The sequence below is a fragment of the Bacillus sp. AR4-2 genome, from assembly GCF_008274865.1.
Lineage (GTDB): Bacteria > Bacillota > Bacilli > Bacillales > Bacillaceae_G > Bacillus_A > Bacillus_A cereus.
Window position 1 is genome coordinate 2,709,594 of sequence record NZ_CP031062.1, and the last position, 16,889, is coordinate 2,726,482.

Below are 16,889 nucleotides of genomic sequence, written 5' to 3' on the forward strand. Positions count from 1 at the left end.
GACTAATATTTTCATTAGTCCTTTTTCACATTTATATAAAATTGAATTTCTCCATCTATAGAGGAAACTCCATATTCAAAACCATGCCTTTCTAAAATACTTTTCACTATCGCTAAACCTAATCCTGTACCTGATTTTTCTTTACTACGAGAAGATTCTAGTACATAAAAAGGCTCCCAAATTTTCTCGATATCCTTAATTTTATCCGTAGGAATGCCATTTTTTATTTGGAAATATATACTTTTATTTCTATCTTCTAATGTAATTATTATGTTTTGATTTGCTGTATATTTTATCGCATTAGAAATTAAATTTTGAAACACCATTCTCATTTTATTTAAATCTGCATAAACGATTGTATCGCCCGCATTACAATTTACTTGCAAGTTAATTTCTTTCGAATCCAGTTCAATCTGATGCTTATCTAATATACTCTGAACCAGTGGTGCAATGGGGAATTCTTCTTTTTGTAAAATATCTCTTTCTAGTTTAGAAAATCGTAATAGTTCTTCAATTAAGTTTGATATTTGATCTGTTTGTTTAATAATTGTATCTACATAAGTCCCATCATCTAATCCATCTTTAATCCCCATAGAGTATGCTTTTACTAATGCGATCGGTGTCTTTAATTCATGCGTTACATCACCCATAAATCGTTTTAAATGTTCATTACGATCAGTTAAGTCTTGATGTGCTTCATGTAGTTTTTCACTCATGATATTAATACTATTGGCCAACTCTCCTATTTCATCATTCGTTTTCACTTTCGTTCTTTTAAACTGCAAATGTGAAATATCCTGAGCCACATCACTTAACTCTTTCAGTGGTGTCGTTATTATTTTTGAAAGTATCCACACAAGTAAAATAATAAGAAGGAGCGAGAAACATAGGATATATAAGTAAAATGTATTTAACGTATTTATAATTTCATTTGAATTCGCAATGGAAGTCCCAATTAAAATTATCGTATCATCTTTCGCAATATATTTAGCAAAAAAACTCGCTTTTACCTTTCCTTGATCGTACAGTTTATTCGATTGCCCTTCCGTCTTCACTTTCATAACTTCGTCTTTCGTAATCCAAAGCTTATTTAACGTTACTTTCTTTTTCGTAAGTTGCATGCGTAACGCGTCGTTCATAGCATCTTCCGACTGATTAATTGGCGTATACGCAATTGTAACGTTATTTTCACTTTCAATTGTATGAATAACATCCTCTATATTTTCCACTGTTGTATTTTGTATTTGTGTTGTAAATTTATTTAAGTTTTCACGTGTTTTATAAATATTATAGTTCGGTAAGAGATTGTTAATGAATAATAATGAAATCATAAAGATGAGAATAACAGTTGCAGAAATACTTAAAAATAACTTTTTCCCAAGTTTATTCACTTTGTTCCTCCAAACTATAACCCAGCCCACGATGCGTCTTAATAATATTTTCTCCAATTTTTTTACGTAGCCTTCTTACATGTGTATCAACCGTTCTCTCTTCTCCAAAATAGTCAAATCCCCAGACAATATCTAGCAATTTTTTACGAGTTAAAATTGTTCCTTTATGATTTAAAAAGCATTTTATTAATTCGAGCTCTGTTTTTGTAATTTCTAACTCTATATCATTTTTATATACTTTATTTTTGGCGAAATTTATCTTTACATCTTGTACTTGAATAATATCATCATGCTGAATAAGTTTTTTCGCTCGCGTAATTAGTACTCCTGGATGAAATGGTTTTTTCACGTACTCATCTGCCCCACTTTGAAGCGCTGCTAATTCATCTTCACTTTCACTTTTCGCCGTAAGCATTAATACTTTTACGCTTGAATTCTTTTTTATTTCCTGACAGACAGTAATACCACTATGTTTTGGCATCATCCAATCCAAAATAGCTAAATCAATTTTTTCATCATAAAATATTTGAAGTGCTTCCTCCCCGTCTTTTGCTAAAAAAACTTCAAATCCTTCTTTTTCAAAATAAGCTTTTAAAATCCTTAACATATCTTGTTCGTCATCTGCAATTAAAACTTTCATATTTTTTCCTCCATTGCTTTTAAACAAAAACCAATTGTATCATACAACATCTTTGTTACATGAATGTGACAGAAAAATATTTAAAGCTTTTGAGGGGATAGTAATGGTGAGGTGTTGTACTATGATAAAAAAAATCGGGGTCATTTCTCTTCTTCTATTTCTATTATCAACAAATGCGTTCGCAAATACAAATCAACAAATTGAAGTATTTGATTGTCAAAAAGAAATGGTCATTCAAAAACAATCTTTAGATCCAGTAATCCAAAAAGAAGCAGTTCAATACGCTAAATCAATTACTGGTCCATTTAAAAACTTAAATGTCGTTCCAAAAGATGGCTATATGATAAAAATCCCTTTATCTAAGCCGGTTTCTATTACTAATCAATGGTTACACACTACAATAGACGAAATACTTATACTACTCCCACTAAAAGAAAAGCCTTATATTATGCTTTATGATGATGAAAATAATCCGCATTTTTATTATGTAAAAGGTAAACCAGGATTATTATTGAAACAAATGAAGGTTAAAATGTAATTGAATGAAAAGGAGTCACCTTATAAGCTAAATTTTAAAAGCTAAGGTGCTCTTTTTTATAATAACAATTTGGTAAATGAAATTATAAAAGTTGTTTTTAATATAAGGGTCGCACCTTCATATATATCAGGGATTTTTAAAATATATCGATTTATCAACGAAAATATCTTTCCGTAGCTATTCTTTGGATAGCAATCTCTATAATAGTTTGTAGTGACTCGATCCCTTATATAATCCCCCTTTTACAAATCCATTTGAAGTATAAAACACATCCCCTTGCTTCGTGTCAGCATGTAAAACAATCACTTCAAAATACTTTTCCGCATGACATAATAGTTGATTTAATAATAAATTCCCTAACCCTATACGCCGATAATCCTTGGAAATATAAAATCTCCTCAACCGCCCAATCTTATTGTCTTTTGTGTACGGATCTTTATTTAAACCTCCAACTCCGATTAACATATCCCCTTGGAAAATACCATATAAACATTCTCCAGTTTTATTGAATACATTTACTTTGTGTTTATATTCATTTATTAGTCTTATAAGGAAATTAAACCCTTCTTCTTCACTGTCTTGAACGAGATGACTGAATTCATATTCCATTAAATTTTCTATTTGTTGAATATGTATATCTTTCAAGTCCATTCCCCCTAAGTACGAAAATACATAAAAATGCTCGAGAATCATTTATTCTGAGCATTTTTATGGTTGTTACTTTATTTAATTCATAGTATGCATATACTTCACTTCATATGTAAATCGATAATACAGTTAATTAATTTTATTATGAAAATATAAGAGCCTTGCTACAATCTAGTGTGTGGTAAGGCTCTTTAAAGTTGTGTAATTCTTATTGAACTAAAGCACCTGTTTACTTAAATGAATACATATACATTTATAATGTCTCTCAAATATAATATCAGTTTATAAATTCACCATTCTTCTCTAACAGGTATAAGTTAAATTATAATTTGTTAATTGATATGCTTGTGTAACCACTGTTCAAATATTTTCAACTGTTCTTCAGTATGAAAGTAATGTTCACCCGTCTCCATAACTTCTAATTCACAACGATGTTTTTTTGTAAAATAGTTAATAGTTTCAAATTCGCACAGCTCATCCTTAGCTCCGTACATAATATATGTATCTGTATTCCATGTACTAATAGGATGCTCTTTTACATAGCATAAATAATCCCAATATAACTTTTGACCAATAGGTGTCTCTATAGTCATTTCTTTTTGTAAAAGCTCCGGTGTTACATTAAACCATTTCATCATATTTTCGATAATTCGTTCCATATTAACTACTGGTGATAAAAATAATGCCTTTTCTAGCACATCATTTTGATAAGCTAAAAGACTAAAATACGCTCCCATACTACATGCAAACACATTTATTTCTTTCCAATGTACTTTTGCGTAGTTCATAATTATAGATAATTCACTAACACAAAACTGTACTTTGCAAGGAGTGTTATCATTTTTTCTTTCTCCATGCTCAGGTAAATCAAAGCTTAATACTTGATAGCCTTTTTGATTGGCTTCTTCAGCTAATATTTGAATAACTATATCTTCCTTATTTGACATATTTCCATGTACTGCAATAAAAACTTTTTCACTCTTCTCTCCCCATAAAACCGCAGGAATATTACTAATTTTAAAATTATTTTTAAGCATACTCCCTCCATAAAATAAGACATATAGGACTTGGAAAAAATGCACACACTTTATTTATCTCTGTACAGCAGGCAGTATCCGCTTTAACTCTATTAAATCATCTATTACTATATCAGCCTGAGCAAGTTCCTCTTCTTGCGCAAAATCAAAATTGCACCCAACTGCAAGTAAACCGTTGTCTTTCGCTGCATTTATATCAGATAGCCGGTCACCAACTACCGCTGCCTCTTTTATATCATATTTGTTCATAATACTTTTAACTAAGTCACCTTTATTTAGCGATTGTATTTGTTCAATACTAAACGTTTCAGTCACCCACTTGTCTAAAGCATAATACGTTACGATTGCTCGTAAATATTCTTTCAAACCATTACTAGCAATGTAAATTGAACAATTATTTTCTTTTATATATGTAAATATTTCTTTTACATTTGGATATAAAGCGCCTTTTCCGCTTTTTATGTTTTCAATTAGTCTATCTAAAAAATATGCATCTGTTTGTTCTCTTATTTCAATAGAATGGTCCGGTAATAAAGCTTCCCAAACTTTCGGTAGCGGCACACCCATAATTTCACGGTATTTTTCAATCGGTGTTACCGTATCCCATAATTGAAGTGATCTTAAGTGATCAAAAGTATCATCTAACGATAATTCTAAAATTTTATCTGTTTGAAATAATGTTCCATCCATATCAAAAATTAATGCTTGTAACATTCCTATCTCTCCTTTTGGACTATAGTTTTACCAGATATATTTTTAAGCATCTCAATAATAATTTCTGAGCAATAATTCGCAGCAGTTTTCGCGAAATCATCATAAGAAACTTGAGCTTCATCATCTGCACTGTCAGAAATACATCGTATAACAAGAAACGGTATATCATTTATGTAGGCAACATGTCCAATTGCTGCACCTTCCATTTCTGTACAATGAGGTGCGTATTCATCTATTAATTTTGCCTTTAACTTTGAATCTTCAACAAAACATTCACCACTTACAATTCTTCCTTCGTGAGCTTGAATATTTGAACTATTACTGTTACATGCTTTACGTGCTAACTCTATCAATTCCTTACTTGCAATAAACTCCTCTTGAAACGGGAATAATTTTTTCATTTGATTTTTACTTACATCATGATGGGTAACATTCGTTGAAATAACTACATCACCAACTTTTACATCTGGATGTAATCCACCAGCAACGCCCGTATTGATGATAGAGTCTACATTAAATTTATGAATTAATGTTTGCGCACATGCAGCTGCATTTACTTTCCCTACACCAGAACGTGCAATAATTACTTCTGTTCCCATGAATTCTCCAATATAAAATGGCATTCCCGCTATTGTCTGTTCTTCTTGTATTACTAGCTTTTCTAAAAGTAAATCTATTTCAATTTGCATTGCTCCGATAATGCCGATTCTGTTCATGTATGTAGTCCCCTTTATTAATTAATCCCTTTAATCCTCTCTGACATAACCGACAATAAAAATTTCGGAAGTACAAGTTGTCTCTTTAATCTTTTCGGCTGTGAGAGTAACCTATACAGCCATTCAGTTCCAGTATCCCTCATTATTTTCGGTGCTCTTTTTACAGTACCAGATATTATATCAATCATTCCCCCGATACCAATAGATAGCGGAACGTTTAATGTTTGTATGTTTTCATAAATGAACTCTTCTTGTTTTGGTGAACCTAGTCCTACAAGTAATAAATGCGGCTTGAATTGCTTAATTTTCATTTTTATTTCTTCTATTTCTTCACCATTTACAAATCCATGCTGTCCTTTAAATTGTGCTCCTGGGAACTGCTCATTTAATTTTTCTAATGCCTTTTTATTACTTTCTGGCGCAGCTCCAAAAAGAAAGACACGATATTCATTGTCGTTACAATATTTTATTAAATCGTGAGTTAAATCCGCCCCAGTAACACGTTCTTTCAAAGTTCCTTTTAATATTTTCGAGCCAATTATGACACCAATCCCATCCGCTGTTATTAAATCCGCAGATAGTAACATCTTTTTAAACTCCTTTGATTTTTCCGTATTTTCCTTTGCAGACATAACAATTTCAGGATTTGCAGTTACTACAAACCTTGGTTTCTCTTGTTGTTCATGTACCCAACCTTTTAATAAACTTATAGCTTTTGCATATTCTAAAGTTGAAAAAGGTATACCTTTTATAAACTGTTGATCCACTATACTCTCCCCTTATATAAGCTGCAAATATTCATCAATGTCTTTAGAAATTTGAATAAAAGCTTTATTCCAAAATTCATAATTTCTTATATCTATTTCAAAATGTTTTTTCATAAGCTCCTCTACTGGAGCCTTTCCTGTTTCTCGTAAGAACTCTTTATATTTCGAATGAAAAGTACTTTTACCTTCTTGAGCTATTTCTAATAAACTAAAACTTACTAAATATCCAAACGTGTATGGATAATTGTAAAAAGGAACATCTGCTATATAAAATTGAATATATTTCATCCATACAAACGGCTGGTATTCACTTAAAGCTTTTCCATAAGCTTCTTTTTGTGCCATTATAGATAATTTCTCAATTTCATCAGCACTTAATGGACCCTCTTTACATTTTTCATAAAATGTTTTTTCAAACTGATACGATGCTCGTATTGCCATTACATAATTAAAACTATTTCTTATTTTCCAGCTAAGTAATGACTTTTTCATATCTTTACTATCCGTTGTTTCAATTAGATAATTTAAGAGTACCGTTTCAAAGAAAATAGATGCTGATTCAGCCGTACTCATCGGCAAATAATCATCTAAAAAAGATGTAGATTGTTCAAAACTCATATTATAAAAATGCCAAGCATGTCCTAATTCATGAGCGAGCACTCTTACACTATCTATACTCCCATCATAACGCATGGAGATTCTCGATTCTTTCTCACTGAAAAATGGAGCACAAAACCCACCTGGTGGTTTATTCTCTCTCGGTTCAGCATCTATCCATCCACTTTCTATCGCATTACGTGCAAATTCTGCTAATTCTTGATCAATATTCTTACATGCATCATAAACGTTTTGTACTGCTACTGAAAAAGGAATCATGACCTCATTACTTTCCTTTACTGTCATAAGTTCATGCCATGTAATCGAAGCTTTCCCTTTCTTATACACGTTTAAAGCACTTACTAATTTATCAAGGTTTTCTTCTGTCACATTCCACATTTGGAATAATACAGTTTCTGAAATGCCATTCGCATGAAAAGATTGTGTTAAAATCTCTCTATCTTCTATTTCATTACTCTTTGCATTACGCAATCTCCCTACTTGATTTAATACAGTAGCAAAGATTTCTTTTTCCTTATGTAAAGCACATGTTAATGAATCGAATACTTCTAATCTTTCCTTTTCATTATCACTATTCATTGCAATAGTATTTGCTTGTCCAAAGGATAATAGTTTATTATTGTGCTCTATTTCTATCCTATCCCGTAATTGTATGTACATATTTTCCCACGCATTAAGTTCATCTTTTATTAACTTAGTATTATCTGAAGTTTCCACTTCATTATGTTTTATTACTTGCTGTAATTCACTTTTTAGTTCCTTCACTTTCACGGTCAATTTAGTAAGGTCAGATGGAACACTTTCTTCAACCGATCGACAGTACAAATAGTATTCTGCTTTTTCAATAGCTTGTATAAGCTTTGAAAGAATCTCTACATCTTTTGTTACAAAATATTGCTCTTTCAACTCCAAAATCGGAAATAGAATATCCTCATTCAAATACAAGCGATTTAAATCCCATCTAGCACTTTCTTGCATTTTTATAGCCGCCTCCTATTTTTACAAATAGTTACAGATATTTCTCCACACACAATTATATATGAAATGGAAAAATTTTGATATCTTCAAATATTTAAATTCCTATAAATATATTCTTATTTATACTCTTTTCTTCTACCATTAAGTATCATTACACATATAAAAAATAATCCCTCTACAAGATTGCATTTGATATAGGGAAACTTCAAAGATTTTATCTTCATCAATACCATATCGACCGATTATCACAGATTAAAAAATAAAAAAGGATTGATCAAAAGATCAATCCTTTACTCTACTTCATTTAAGAAAAATAACGTTATAACGCCAGGTCCTGTATGTGCACCGATTGCTGCACCAATTGTATTTACGATAAATACTTCACAGCCAAATCTTTCCGTAATTAATGATTTTAATGCTTCCGCTGTTTCTAAATCGTCACCGTGAGTCATACCGATTGTTTGACCTTTAAGGTCTTTACCACGTTCTTCCATAATATCAACAATACGGCTTAATACTTTCTTTTTCCCTCGTACCTTTTCAAGTGGTACAAGTTTTCCTTCTTCCACGTTTAAGATCGGTTTAATGTTTAGTAAACCACCGATAAATCCTGCGACTTTACTTAAACGTCCACCTCTCACTAAGTACTGTAAGTCAGCTACAGTGAAGATATGTTCCATATGGCTCATTAGAAAATCAACACGCTTTAAAATATCTTCTTTTGATGCGCCGTCTTTTGCCATTTTAGCAGCTTCTAAAACGACAAGACCTTGACCAAGCGAAGCACATTTCGTATCAATAATTTCTAAATCTAAGTTAGCATATGTTTCTTTTACTTCCTCTTTAATGACAACTGATGATTGATATGTACCAGACAGTTCAGATGAAAAAGCTAAATATATACAAGGATTACCTTCTTTTGCATAAGAAACAAATTTTTCTTGGAACGTTTCAAGTGAAGGCAATGACGTTCTATAAACAGCGCCTTCTCTCATTTTTTGCAATAATGTAACTGACTCTAATGTTACTCCATCTAAATACTCTGTTTCTGCTTCATCATATACACGGAGTGGAATTAAATCAATATCATATGCTTGCAGCAATTCTACTGGTAAATCCGCCGCACTATCCGTAATGATTTTAACACCCATTTTTAAACCTCTATTCTGTTATAAATATAAAATAATAAAATAAAAATAGTACTTTTAAATTATATACGTAAAACTTAAATGAAGAAAGGAAAACACTTTATATTGTATGCACTATTCTTCAAAACTTGAACTGTTAATGAAAATGATTCTATTTTAAACACCTTTTTCTTATTATTTTTCTAAAACACGAATAATTTTATAAGTATTTTGTATCATTATATTTTAATTCTTTATCTTAATATAATCTTTTCAAATTCATACTGTTTAAAATTGAAAAGCCAAATCCAATAAAGGAAATGGCTTTTACATTTTCATAAAATAACCAAACTTTATTTTCCATCACATTGTTTGTTTACATTCATACTTTGGTGATGTTGAATATTAGTCCAGTTATGATAAATATTTATAGCCTGTACTATAATTAAAACAGTGAATATTCACCTGTAAGAATCACTAGATAAAAACAAGTTAAACATTTTATAAAATATTTAATTTTACTAGTAAAGCTAATAAAATTTGGAGAAGAATTTGAACATTTACTGCTATGTCTGTATCCGTAGTCGTAACTGTAACATTTCTAGAATTTCTAATAACAGTTTCTTGTTTATTAATTTGTTTAATAGATGATTTTTGAAACAATTCTTGTGCTACACGGTCAGCTTTTTCACTATCTGCTATAGAAATACTTATTATAACCACGATAGCTGCTTGTAATGCTGCTTGAATAGATAAAGCAGCTTTTGTATCTGTAGTAGTAACTTCTACATCTGCTGAATCTACAATTGTAATAGATTCTTCAGAAATTTGATACGTTTTACTTTCTTGCGCAGCTGCTTCTGAAACGCTAGCATTTTTAAAAGATGGATGAGGATTTGAGGAATCTAATGCACTCCACTTTTTATTTTCATCTGAATGACATGTTTTGTCCATGCGTTCACCCCCTTTCAATCTAAATAATTATTAACTTGTGATTGTATTTCAGAAACAATACTTTTAATTTGCTGCTTTTTTTCTGGTGATAAATTTTTTAATTTTTCTTCATTTATCCCATGCCTATTAAAAATATCTGAGAGTAAAAGGTCTATAATTATATTCTTTTGATCCTTATCAAACTTAAAGGAAGAAAATTTGTTTAAATCATCCATTTACAATATTCACTCCAATCAATTTTCTATAAAAATTTTAAATATCTACGAGCATTATATGTAATGAAATAAAAATTGCTTGGACAAGTAACTTAATCTTCTATTTTCACTTCTTTTTGCTAATAAAATCAAAAGCTGACTTCTAATAAGAAGACAGCTTTCCTTCACTTCACATAAATATAAGTTTCATTACTGTTAAATCATGTATTTTATCTTTATTTGTAGTTTTCCACACTTGCTTTACCATTAATCTTGAATATTAATTCAGTCATAATAAAAAGTCCAAGCTTGTACCACGTATTACAACAAAAAACATTTACTTAGAGTGAAAACTTATAGCTAAATATCAATAGGATAGACACTTTATAAAATGTTTAGTTTAACTAATAAAGCTAATAAAATTTGAAGGAGAATTTGAATATTCACTGCAATATCTGTATCAGTAGTTGTTACGGTTACGTTTCTAGAATTTTTAATAAATGTTTTTTGTCTATTAATTTGTTTAATAGCTGATTTTTGAAATAATTCTTGTGTTATTTTATCTGCCTTTTCACTATCTGCTATAGAAATACTTACTACAACTACGATAGCTGCTTGTAATGCCGCTTGGATAGATAGCGCAGCTTTTGTATCTGTAGTAGTAACTTGTACATCTGCTGAATCAACTATTTCAATATATTCCTCAGAAATTTGATCGATTTCATCTGTTTGTATAGCTGCCTCTAAAAAATTTGCATTTTTACTAAACGAATAATCATTTAATGATTCGCAATCTTCTTTTTTTGGCTCACAATCTTCTTTTTTTGGCTCACAATCCTCTTTTTTTGGCTCATGAACTCGTTTTTTCGGCTCAAACTCCCGGTTTAATGGATCCCGATTTTTCTTTCGTCTACAAACTTCACATTCACACATAAAATCACCCCTTTTAGTCTTAAAAATTAGCAATATTAAAATATTGACTAACTAATAGCATTTTATGTATTTTTTTAAAATTTGTTTGGACAAGTAACTTAATCTTCTACTTCTTTTTCTAATAAAAAAAGCTGCCTTCTAATAAGAAGACAACTTTCTTTGTGACTACTCTAGAATAGATTTCATACAATATAATTGTTCCTTCCTTATAACCTGAGTTCGTCACTTTAGTTATAAAAATGTGGGTATATCCTATAACCTTTTTTAGGGACCATCCATAATTTATTTCATAAAAAGTGCTTTGTTTTACTGAAAGGTGGTTGCGGAAACAACCGCCTTTTTATTCGGAACAAAATAAAACTTTTATATAAAAGACCCATACTTAAATACACTAAACTTCATATAATATATTGCATCCTTTCTTTTTAGAATAAGTAGTCGTTTACTGAAGGGCACTTTTCGAAGTGCTCTTATCTTTAATCCCCCTCTTTTTCAGGAAGAGTTTTTTTACTAAACCATAATATGATTTGTATCACTAAGGCTAGGGATTACGACATTTCCTTAATAACTTCAATGAATACAGTAGCTACTAATTAAAATACCCCTATGATCTTCTCTACACTTAAACCATCGTGCATTACCGAACGCATGAACTAATTTTTATTTTGACTATGTAACACTAAATTCACAAGATTATTATCCTATGTTTGGTGAAGCCATCATTTCAATGCCAACAACCCCACACTTTTAACTAATAACTTAAACAAATGGGCTACCTCAAGGTTCCTTTGATATAGTATGTTATGTTCTATATAATGAAGAAAGCGCTAGTATTTCCAAGGAGGATGTATATGAGTATTCAATTAGCCACATCTAACGATTTAGAATGGGTTAATAATCAATATGACTCAATAGGATTTGTACGAAGTGATTTAAAAAGAGATAAAGTTGCAATTATTACATATAACAACGAGTATGCAGGTGTTGGCCGATTAGTCCAAATATATGAAGATACTTTAGAAATGGGCGGGATTTTTATTCTGCCTCAATTTAGAGGGCTTCAATTAGCTGGTGAGCTTGTTTCATTTTTAGTAGAAACTGCGAAAAAATCACAAATACAAAATGTATATTGTCTTCCTTTTGAGGAATTAGAAAACTTTTATAAGAAATATGGATATACTGAAGTCGATACTACGACAGAAGCAGTCCATCCAATTATTCTAAAAAAATATAATTGGTGTTTGGAGAACTACGATAAACACGTTCTACTATTTAAATTGTAAATGTAATAAAGTGAAACTTTAATCAGTGGGAGTTTTAATCAAACCCCTCACCAATCGGGCTTTGATTAAAACTCTATGTTCCGTCAATACTATAGATAATATGATTGTATTTCTCCATTCCTCCTGAGAGAGGAGCAGTTGGCTTTTGCTAGCTGCTCTTTTATTTTTTCAAAAAGTCACATAAATATCTTTAATTCCAAACATTCAAAAGATAAAATATGATATGATTGTTATGAAGATATTTACCAACTAATAAATGCGCCCTAGACTTACGTACTAGGGCGCATTTATTTTTTAGTATGTAACTCCTTCACTCATCTATTATCCACAAAATAAGTATCATATGCCTTATCAAATTCATATCCTAACTTTTCTGCTAGTTTAGCAGATGTAGTATTCGCTGCGTCCCAGTTTGGATACTTTCCATTTTCTAAGCAATCCAATATAAGAGCTGCACTTACTACAGTTGCCAAGCCCTCTCTTCTATGATTGTGATCAGTCGCAACTTCAATTTCAATCCCATCATTATAAATACTATACGAGGATGCACCGCATACAACTTCTCCGTTATATAAAATGCTATAACCTATACCACGGTTTATATAATCTTCTACCGAATGAAATTGACTTGTGAAATCTTCAGATATCTTATGTAATGTAGGGCTATTTGCGATATGCTCGTCTATTCTTCTTAACTCATATTCTTTTGGAAGTGCTGATATAAAAGATTTTAATTTTGAACGATTAAAAACTTCTGGATTTCGTTTGAATTTATAACGTAAAAACTTATCTATTTTTCTTTCATGGAATGTTTCTAAGCGTTGTTTCCACTCTTCACTATTTACGATAACTAAAATTCTTTCTGGAATATTACGTAATAACTCTTCTGTTTCTTTCGTATTTGGGTCTCCAGCGTAAAATGTAAAAATCCCTACCGTAACTTGTGCTACTTTTGGATTTTCAAGATCATTTACCCAAGCAGTACCCATATGCCCTTGTAAATAAGAAAGTAAAACAACGTTATTGAAATTCTCAAACATAGAAACTAGTTTTTTTCTTGTATGTATATTCGCTTCATATATCATTTACATTCCCGCCTTCTTTAGAATCAACTACTCTTAACATTTTCATGAGCGCTCCATAATTCGTATTCATATACATACCCACCTGTTCATCATAAAAGCAATTGACTATTAAATTAAAACTTCGAATATTTATAAAATATCAGTAAACATAAAAAGATTATAACATCTACTAACTATGAAATGATCAACATATAAAATAAGTCAACAATAAATATATTTCTTACCCGTTAACAAACGGTTTGAAGGACCAACATAATTAATTATGTAACAACCCTCAACAATAGTTTGAGGGTGCATTTAAATACATGTGTTATAACTCATTTTTATAAATAAAAGATTCCGTCTCACCGTTCTTATATACTTTAGTCAATTTAACAACTGATTTGTACGTGTTAACGTCATCCTCTATCATTTTTTTCATCTCTTCTATTTCGGCATCACCAGTTCCGCCCTCTATTTTTAAACAGTTCGAAATGGAAAGGTATCCGCTTGATGCCAATATAAAAATAAAAATCGTATCAGGAAAATTAATAAATAATAATCCGTAGTTTAAAGGGTCTCCAGCTGGATGTGATAAAAGTAATCGAAAACCTACCAGTTCAGGTACTTGAACAAAATCTCTAGAAACTCTCGCCTCACCTACTATAGTAATTTGCTTTACTACATTCCCGAGATCATCTGTAAATTCAGTACATCTAGGTGGATTAATTGTTGTTGCTTGGAAAGACACATTTAATTCAGGATTGTTAAAATCGAAAAAGATTGTACTCCCCTCTGTTAAACAATGCGGGCAAACATTTCCTAGCAAGCTAAAGTCCTCTTCAATATATTTAACTTTTGTTTTGCAACTACATACTTTCCCTATTCGAATTGCATCAATCTTTGAACAATCGACAAATATAACCTCATTGTCTTCTTGTACGAATGATACGATACCTGTTTTCTTATTAAATGAAAGAAAATAAGATACAGCAATTTCGTTTCCTGCTATTATGATACTTTCAACTTTTGTATACGGTTCTAGACTCTGTAAAAACTCACATATACTATTTTGGCAACACCCACAATCACGTTTCGGTTCACACCCCACTTACACTCCATCCCTTCTCTATATAGAATTGCTACTACATATATATGAGAAGAAAATAAGAAAAGCTTGGACAATATAACGTTAACGTAGCAATATCGTTACCTAATCGTACATTTATATGGAAATCACACCATTTTTGAGTAAGGAAACATAATTTTTACTATAAATACATATAACAATTTCATCTTTCATGAAAAAAACGTTATAATAAGGTGTAGCCTCTACGATTACGTTATAAAGGAGATTAAAACAATGGCTAAAATTAAAGTATACCAAGCAAAAGAGGAAAATATGGAAGCAGTAAAAAACATCATTGATGTTGAGGAACAAAACCCAACTGCTGAAAATTTACAAAATCTATATGCGTGTGTATTAGATACTGAAGATATGGCATTGCCTGAATCATATATTGAAGAAGATATCTTAATTGATTCTATTGAAGTTATGGTTAACGCTTCTCAAAGCAAAGTAAGAGACTTAGGCGCATACGATGTAATCGAAGTTCAAAACAAAGGCAAGAAAACGCAAATTTTATTACTTGCAGACGAAGAATACGAAATTATCGAAGGCTAATCTAACACCGTACATACGAAAAAGCTCCTTTCCAATTAGAAAGGAGCTTTTTCATTACGCTTTTGATGTTTCACTCTTTTTATTCGTTTGTTGTTTCTTAATTACCATGCGCTCATTTCCCATAAAGAAAATGAATATGAATGCTAATCCAGCTGGTACCAATGCCCACATGAATGTTTGAACAATTGAACTAGAAAGAGCGTCAATAATCTTATCTAATATTTGCGGAGGGATTTGAGATCTTGCCGATTCTGATAGAATAGCTCTTGAATCCCCTAAAGCGTTTGTATTCATTCCCCCGCTCATCCCTTTAAATGCTTCTTCTAATTGATCTTGGAAACCTGTTCTTTGGATCATTCCGAAGATTGTAATGCCTAGTGTCATTCCTAACGAACGAATGAAGTTACTCGTTGAAGTCGCAGACCCGCGCTGTTCCATACCGAAGTTGTGAATAGCTGCCATACTTAGTACAGAGAATGAGAAACCGACTCCAAATCCGATAATAATCATATAAACTGTTAATAATGCACGACTTGTTTCTGGTGTTAACGTGCTTAATAAGAATAGTCCAATTAGCATAATAACCGCAGAAATAATCATAATGTTTCGGTAGCTAAGTTTAGTTGTTAAAAATCCGCCTAACTGCGCTGTTACGACTGATCCTAACATCATCGGTAAAAGTAATAATCCTGAGTTTGTTGCGGTACCACCGTATACACCTTGAATAAATAACGGAATGTACACAGTTGCTGACATAAATGCAGCACCGTAACATAAAGCAATAATTGTACTCATTCCGAATAAGCGCTGCTTAAACATCTCAAATGAAATAATTGGTTCTTCTACTTTTCGTTCAATAAAAATGAATGCGATGATTAAAATGGCGAATCCACCAAATAAGCTTAAAATAAAGCTAGAATCCCAATCATATTTTTGTCCACCTAGTTCTAAAGCAAACATTAAACAAATTACTGCACCAACTAAAGTAATTGCGCCAAACCAATCAATTTTTTGCTTTCTATGAACGCGTGATTCTTTATAAAAGAATGTAATAAAAATAAGTGCTAAAATGCCAAGTGGTAAGTTAATATAAAATACCCAGTGCCAGCTAATGTAATCGGTAATATATGCGCCAAGTAATGGCCCGAAAATACTAGATAATCCAAATACCGCTCCGAATAAACCACCCATTTTCCCGCGTTTTTCAGGTGGGAAAATATCAAAAACGATAGTAAACGCGATTGGCACTAATGCCCCGCCGCCAATACCTTGAATGGCACGATAAATACCTAACTGTGTAATATTTTCAGCAGTACCACAAAGTGCCGAACCAATCATAAAGACAATTAAACCGAAAATAAAGAATCTCTTTCTACCATACATATCTGATAGCTTACCGAAAATCGGCATGCCTGCCATTTCTGCGACCATATAGGCAGAAACGACCCATACAAAGTTTTCGAGGCCTCCTAAGTCACCAACGATTGTTCCCATCGCCGTTACGACAATGGTATTATCCATCGATGCCATTAAAATACCTAGCAATAAGCCCGCCACAACAAAGCCGAGCTTATTATTCTTCTCAACCATATCTCTTGCTCTC

18 protein-coding genes are annotated in these 16,889 nt (G+C 31.5%); 3 read left to right on the forward strand and 15 right to left on the reverse strand.

The features are described from left to right. Positions 1-14 precede the first annotated feature (14 nt). The gene (locus DN399_RS14015; protein WP_149149714.1) at positions 15-1,391 is read right to left on the reverse strand and encodes a sensor histidine kinase; all 1,377 of its coding nucleotides are present in this window, start codon (positions 1,389-1,391) and stop codon (positions 15-17) included. Next, on the reverse strand, positions 1,384-2,031 hold the full coding sequence (locus tag DN399_RS14020; RefSeq protein WP_000865970.1) for a response regulator transcription factor: 648 nt from the start codon (positions 2,029-2,031) through the stop codon (positions 1,384-1,386). Before DN399_RS14020 ends, DN399_RS14015 begins: the two co-directional genes overlap by 8 nt. 121 nt (positions 2,032-2,152) lie before the next feature. Here DN399_RS14020 and DN399_RS14025 point away from each other — a divergent pair, with 121 nt between their 5' ends. Beyond that, positions 2,153-2,569: a hypothetical protein gene (locus DN399_RS14025; RefSeq protein ID WP_006922097.1), complete on the forward strand. Its 417-nt coding sequence runs from the start codon at positions 2,153-2,155 to the stop codon at positions 2,567-2,569. 198 nt (positions 2,570-2,767) lie between these two features. On the opposite strand, the gene DN399_RS14030 is transcribed toward DN399_RS14025, so the two are convergent. The 10 genes from DN399_RS14030 to DN399_RS14075 form a co-directional block, all read right to left on the reverse strand. Continuing rightward, complete coding sequence (locus DN399_RS14030; RefSeq protein WP_116344779.1) at positions 2,768-3,262, reverse strand: GNAT family N-acetyltransferase; 495 nt, start codon at positions 3,260-3,262, stop codon at positions 2,768-2,770. A gap of 287 nt (positions 3,263-3,549) precedes the next feature. After that, positions 3,550-4,254: an alpha/beta hydrolase gene (locus DN399_RS14035; RefSeq protein ID WP_000916870.1), complete on the reverse strand. Its 705-nt coding sequence runs from the start codon at positions 4,252-4,254 to the stop codon at positions 3,550-3,552. A 54-nt stretch (positions 4,255-4,308) separates the two neighbouring features. Beyond that, positions 4,309-4,968, reverse strand: coding sequence for an HAD hydrolase-like protein (locus DN399_RS14040; protein ID WP_006922102.1), 660 nt, complete (start codon positions 4,966-4,968; stop codon positions 4,309-4,311). Between the two features lie 2 nt (positions 4,969-4,970). Further along, the gene (locus DN399_RS14045; RefSeq protein ID WP_001079720.1) at positions 4,971-5,684 is read right to left on the reverse strand and encodes a 5'-methylthioadenosine/adenosylhomocysteine nucleosidase; all 714 of its coding nucleotides are present in this window, start codon (positions 5,682-5,684) and stop codon (positions 4,971-4,973) included. Between the two features lie 17 nt (positions 5,685-5,701). After that, positions 5,702-6,451 (reverse strand): WecB/TagA/CpsF family glycosyltransferase, encoded by a 750-nt coding sequence (locus DN399_RS14050; RefSeq protein WP_006922103.1) that lies wholly within the window; start codon positions 6,449-6,451, stop codon positions 5,702-5,704. A gap of 12 nt (positions 6,452-6,463) precedes the next feature. Then, positions 6,464-8,047 (reverse strand): M3 family metallopeptidase, encoded by a 1,584-nt coding sequence (locus DN399_RS14055; protein WP_001158169.1) that lies wholly within the window; start codon positions 8,045-8,047, stop codon positions 6,464-6,466. Between the two features lie 290 nt (positions 8,048-8,337). Next, a complete protein-coding gene (locus DN399_RS14060) occupies positions 8,338-9,198 on the reverse strand; it encodes a DegV family protein (protein WP_000538278.1) in 861 nt (286 codons plus the stop codon). Between the two features lie 477 nt (positions 9,199-9,675). After that, positions 9,676-10,128 (reverse strand): spore coat protein, encoded by a 453-nt coding sequence (locus DN399_RS14065; protein WP_000361676.1) that lies wholly within the window; start codon positions 10,126-10,128, stop codon positions 9,676-9,678. Between the two features lie 14 nt (positions 10,129-10,142). After that, complete coding sequence (locus tag DN399_RS14070) at positions 10,143-10,343, reverse strand: spore coat protein W (protein WP_000342253.1); 201 nt, start codon at positions 10,341-10,343, stop codon at positions 10,143-10,145. Between the two features lie 363 nt (positions 10,344-10,706). After that, positions 10,707-11,255, reverse strand: a complete 549-nt coding sequence (locus DN399_RS14075; protein WP_016122685.1) for a spore coat protein — start codon at positions 11,253-11,255, stop codon at positions 10,707-10,709. 851 nt (positions 11,256-12,106) lie between these two features. Between DN399_RS14075 and DN399_RS14080 the strand changes: the two genes are divergently transcribed. Continuing rightward, positions 12,107-12,538 (forward strand): GNAT family N-acetyltransferase, encoded by a 432-nt coding sequence (locus DN399_RS14080; RefSeq protein WP_149149715.1) that lies wholly within the window; start codon positions 12,107-12,109, stop codon positions 12,536-12,538. A gap of 314 nt (positions 12,539-12,852) precedes the next feature. On the opposite strand, the gene DN399_RS14085 is transcribed toward DN399_RS14080, so the two are convergent. Next, complete coding sequence (locus tag DN399_RS14085; protein WP_149149716.1) at positions 12,853-13,623, reverse strand: GNAT family N-acetyltransferase; 771 nt, start codon at positions 13,621-13,623, stop codon at positions 12,853-12,855. A 310-nt stretch (positions 13,624-13,933) separates the two neighbouring features. Beyond that, entirely contained in the window at positions 13,934-14,713 is a 780-nt protein-coding gene (locus tag DN399_RS14090; protein ID WP_000501710.1) for a BC_2878 family exosporium-associated protein, read from the reverse strand. Between the two features lie 252 nt (positions 14,714-14,965). Here DN399_RS14090 and DN399_RS14095 point away from each other — a divergent pair, with 252 nt between their 5' ends. Beyond that, complete coding sequence (locus tag DN399_RS14095) at positions 14,966-15,286, forward strand: hypothetical protein (protein ID WP_001062733.1); 321 nt, start codon at positions 14,966-14,968, stop codon at positions 15,284-15,286. 54 nt (positions 15,287-15,340) lie between these two features. Here DN399_RS14095 and DN399_RS14100 read toward each other — a convergent pair whose 3' ends face one another. Next, positions 15,341-16,876, reverse strand: a complete 1,536-nt coding sequence (locus tag DN399_RS14100; RefSeq protein WP_000229612.1) for an MDR family MFS transporter — start codon at positions 16,874-16,876, stop codon at positions 15,341-15,343. Between the last annotated feature and the right edge of the window lie 13 nt (positions 16,877-16,889).

What these genes read in the sequence shown, in the direction of transcription:
- DN399_RS14020 (WP_000865970.1), bottom strand. Translation starts at nt 2,031, where the DNA reads ATGAAAGTTTTAATTGCAGATGACGAACAAGATATGTTAAGGATTTTA.
- DN399_RS14025 (WP_006922097.1), top strand. Translation starts at nt 2,153, where the DNA reads ATGATAAAAAAAATCGGGGTCATTTCTCTTCTTCTATTTCTATTATCA.
- DN399_RS14030 (WP_116344779.1), bottom strand. Translation starts at nt 3,262, where the DNA reads ATGATTCTCGAGCATTTTTATGTATTTTCGTACTTAGGGGGAATGGAC.
- DN399_RS14035 (WP_000916870.1), bottom strand. Translation starts at nt 4,254, where the DNA reads ATGCTTAAAAATAATTTTAAAATTAGTAATATTCCTGCGGTTTTATGG.
- DN399_RS14040 (WP_006922102.1), bottom strand. Translation starts at nt 4,968, where the DNA reads ATGTTACAAGCATTAATTTTTGATATGGATGGAACATTATTTCAAACA.
- DN399_RS14045 (WP_001079720.1), bottom strand. Translation starts at nt 5,684, where the DNA reads ATGAACAGAATCGGCATTATCGGAGCAATGCAAATTGAAATAGATTTA.
- DN399_RS14055 (WP_001158169.1), bottom strand. Translation starts at nt 8,047, where the DNA reads ATGCAAGAAAGTGCTAGATGGGATTTAAATCGCTTGTATTTGAATGAG.
- DN399_RS14060 (WP_000538278.1), bottom strand. Translation starts at nt 9,198, where the DNA reads ATGGGTGTTAAAATCATTACGGATAGTGCGGCGGATTTACCAGTAGAA.
- DN399_RS14065 (WP_000361676.1), bottom strand. Translation starts at nt 10,128, where the DNA reads ATGGACAAAACATGTCATTCAGATGAAAATAAAAAGTGGAGTGCATTA.
- DN399_RS14070 (WP_000342253.1), bottom strand. Translation starts at nt 10,343, where the DNA reads ATGGATGATTTAAACAAATTTTCTTCCTTTAAGTTTGATAAGGATCAA.
- DN399_RS14075 (WP_016122685.1), bottom strand. Translation starts at nt 11,255, where the DNA reads ATGTGTGAATGTGAAGTTTGTAGACGAAAGAAAAATCGGGATCCATTA.
- DN399_RS14080 (WP_149149715.1), top strand. Translation starts at nt 12,107, where the DNA reads ATGAGTATTCAATTAGCCACATCTAACGATTTAGAATGGGTTAATAAT.
- DN399_RS14085 (WP_149149716.1), bottom strand. Translation starts at nt 13,623, where the DNA reads ATGATATATGAAGCGAATATACATACAAGAAAAAAACTAGTTTCTATG.
- DN399_RS14095 (WP_001062733.1), top strand. Translation starts at nt 14,966, where the DNA reads ATGGCTAAAATTAAAGTATACCAAGCAAAAGAGGAAAATATGGAAGCA.
- DN399_RS14100 (WP_000229612.1), bottom strand. Translation starts at nt 16,876, where the DNA reads ATGGTTGAGAAGAATAATAAGCTCGGCTTTGTTGTGGCGGGCTTATTG.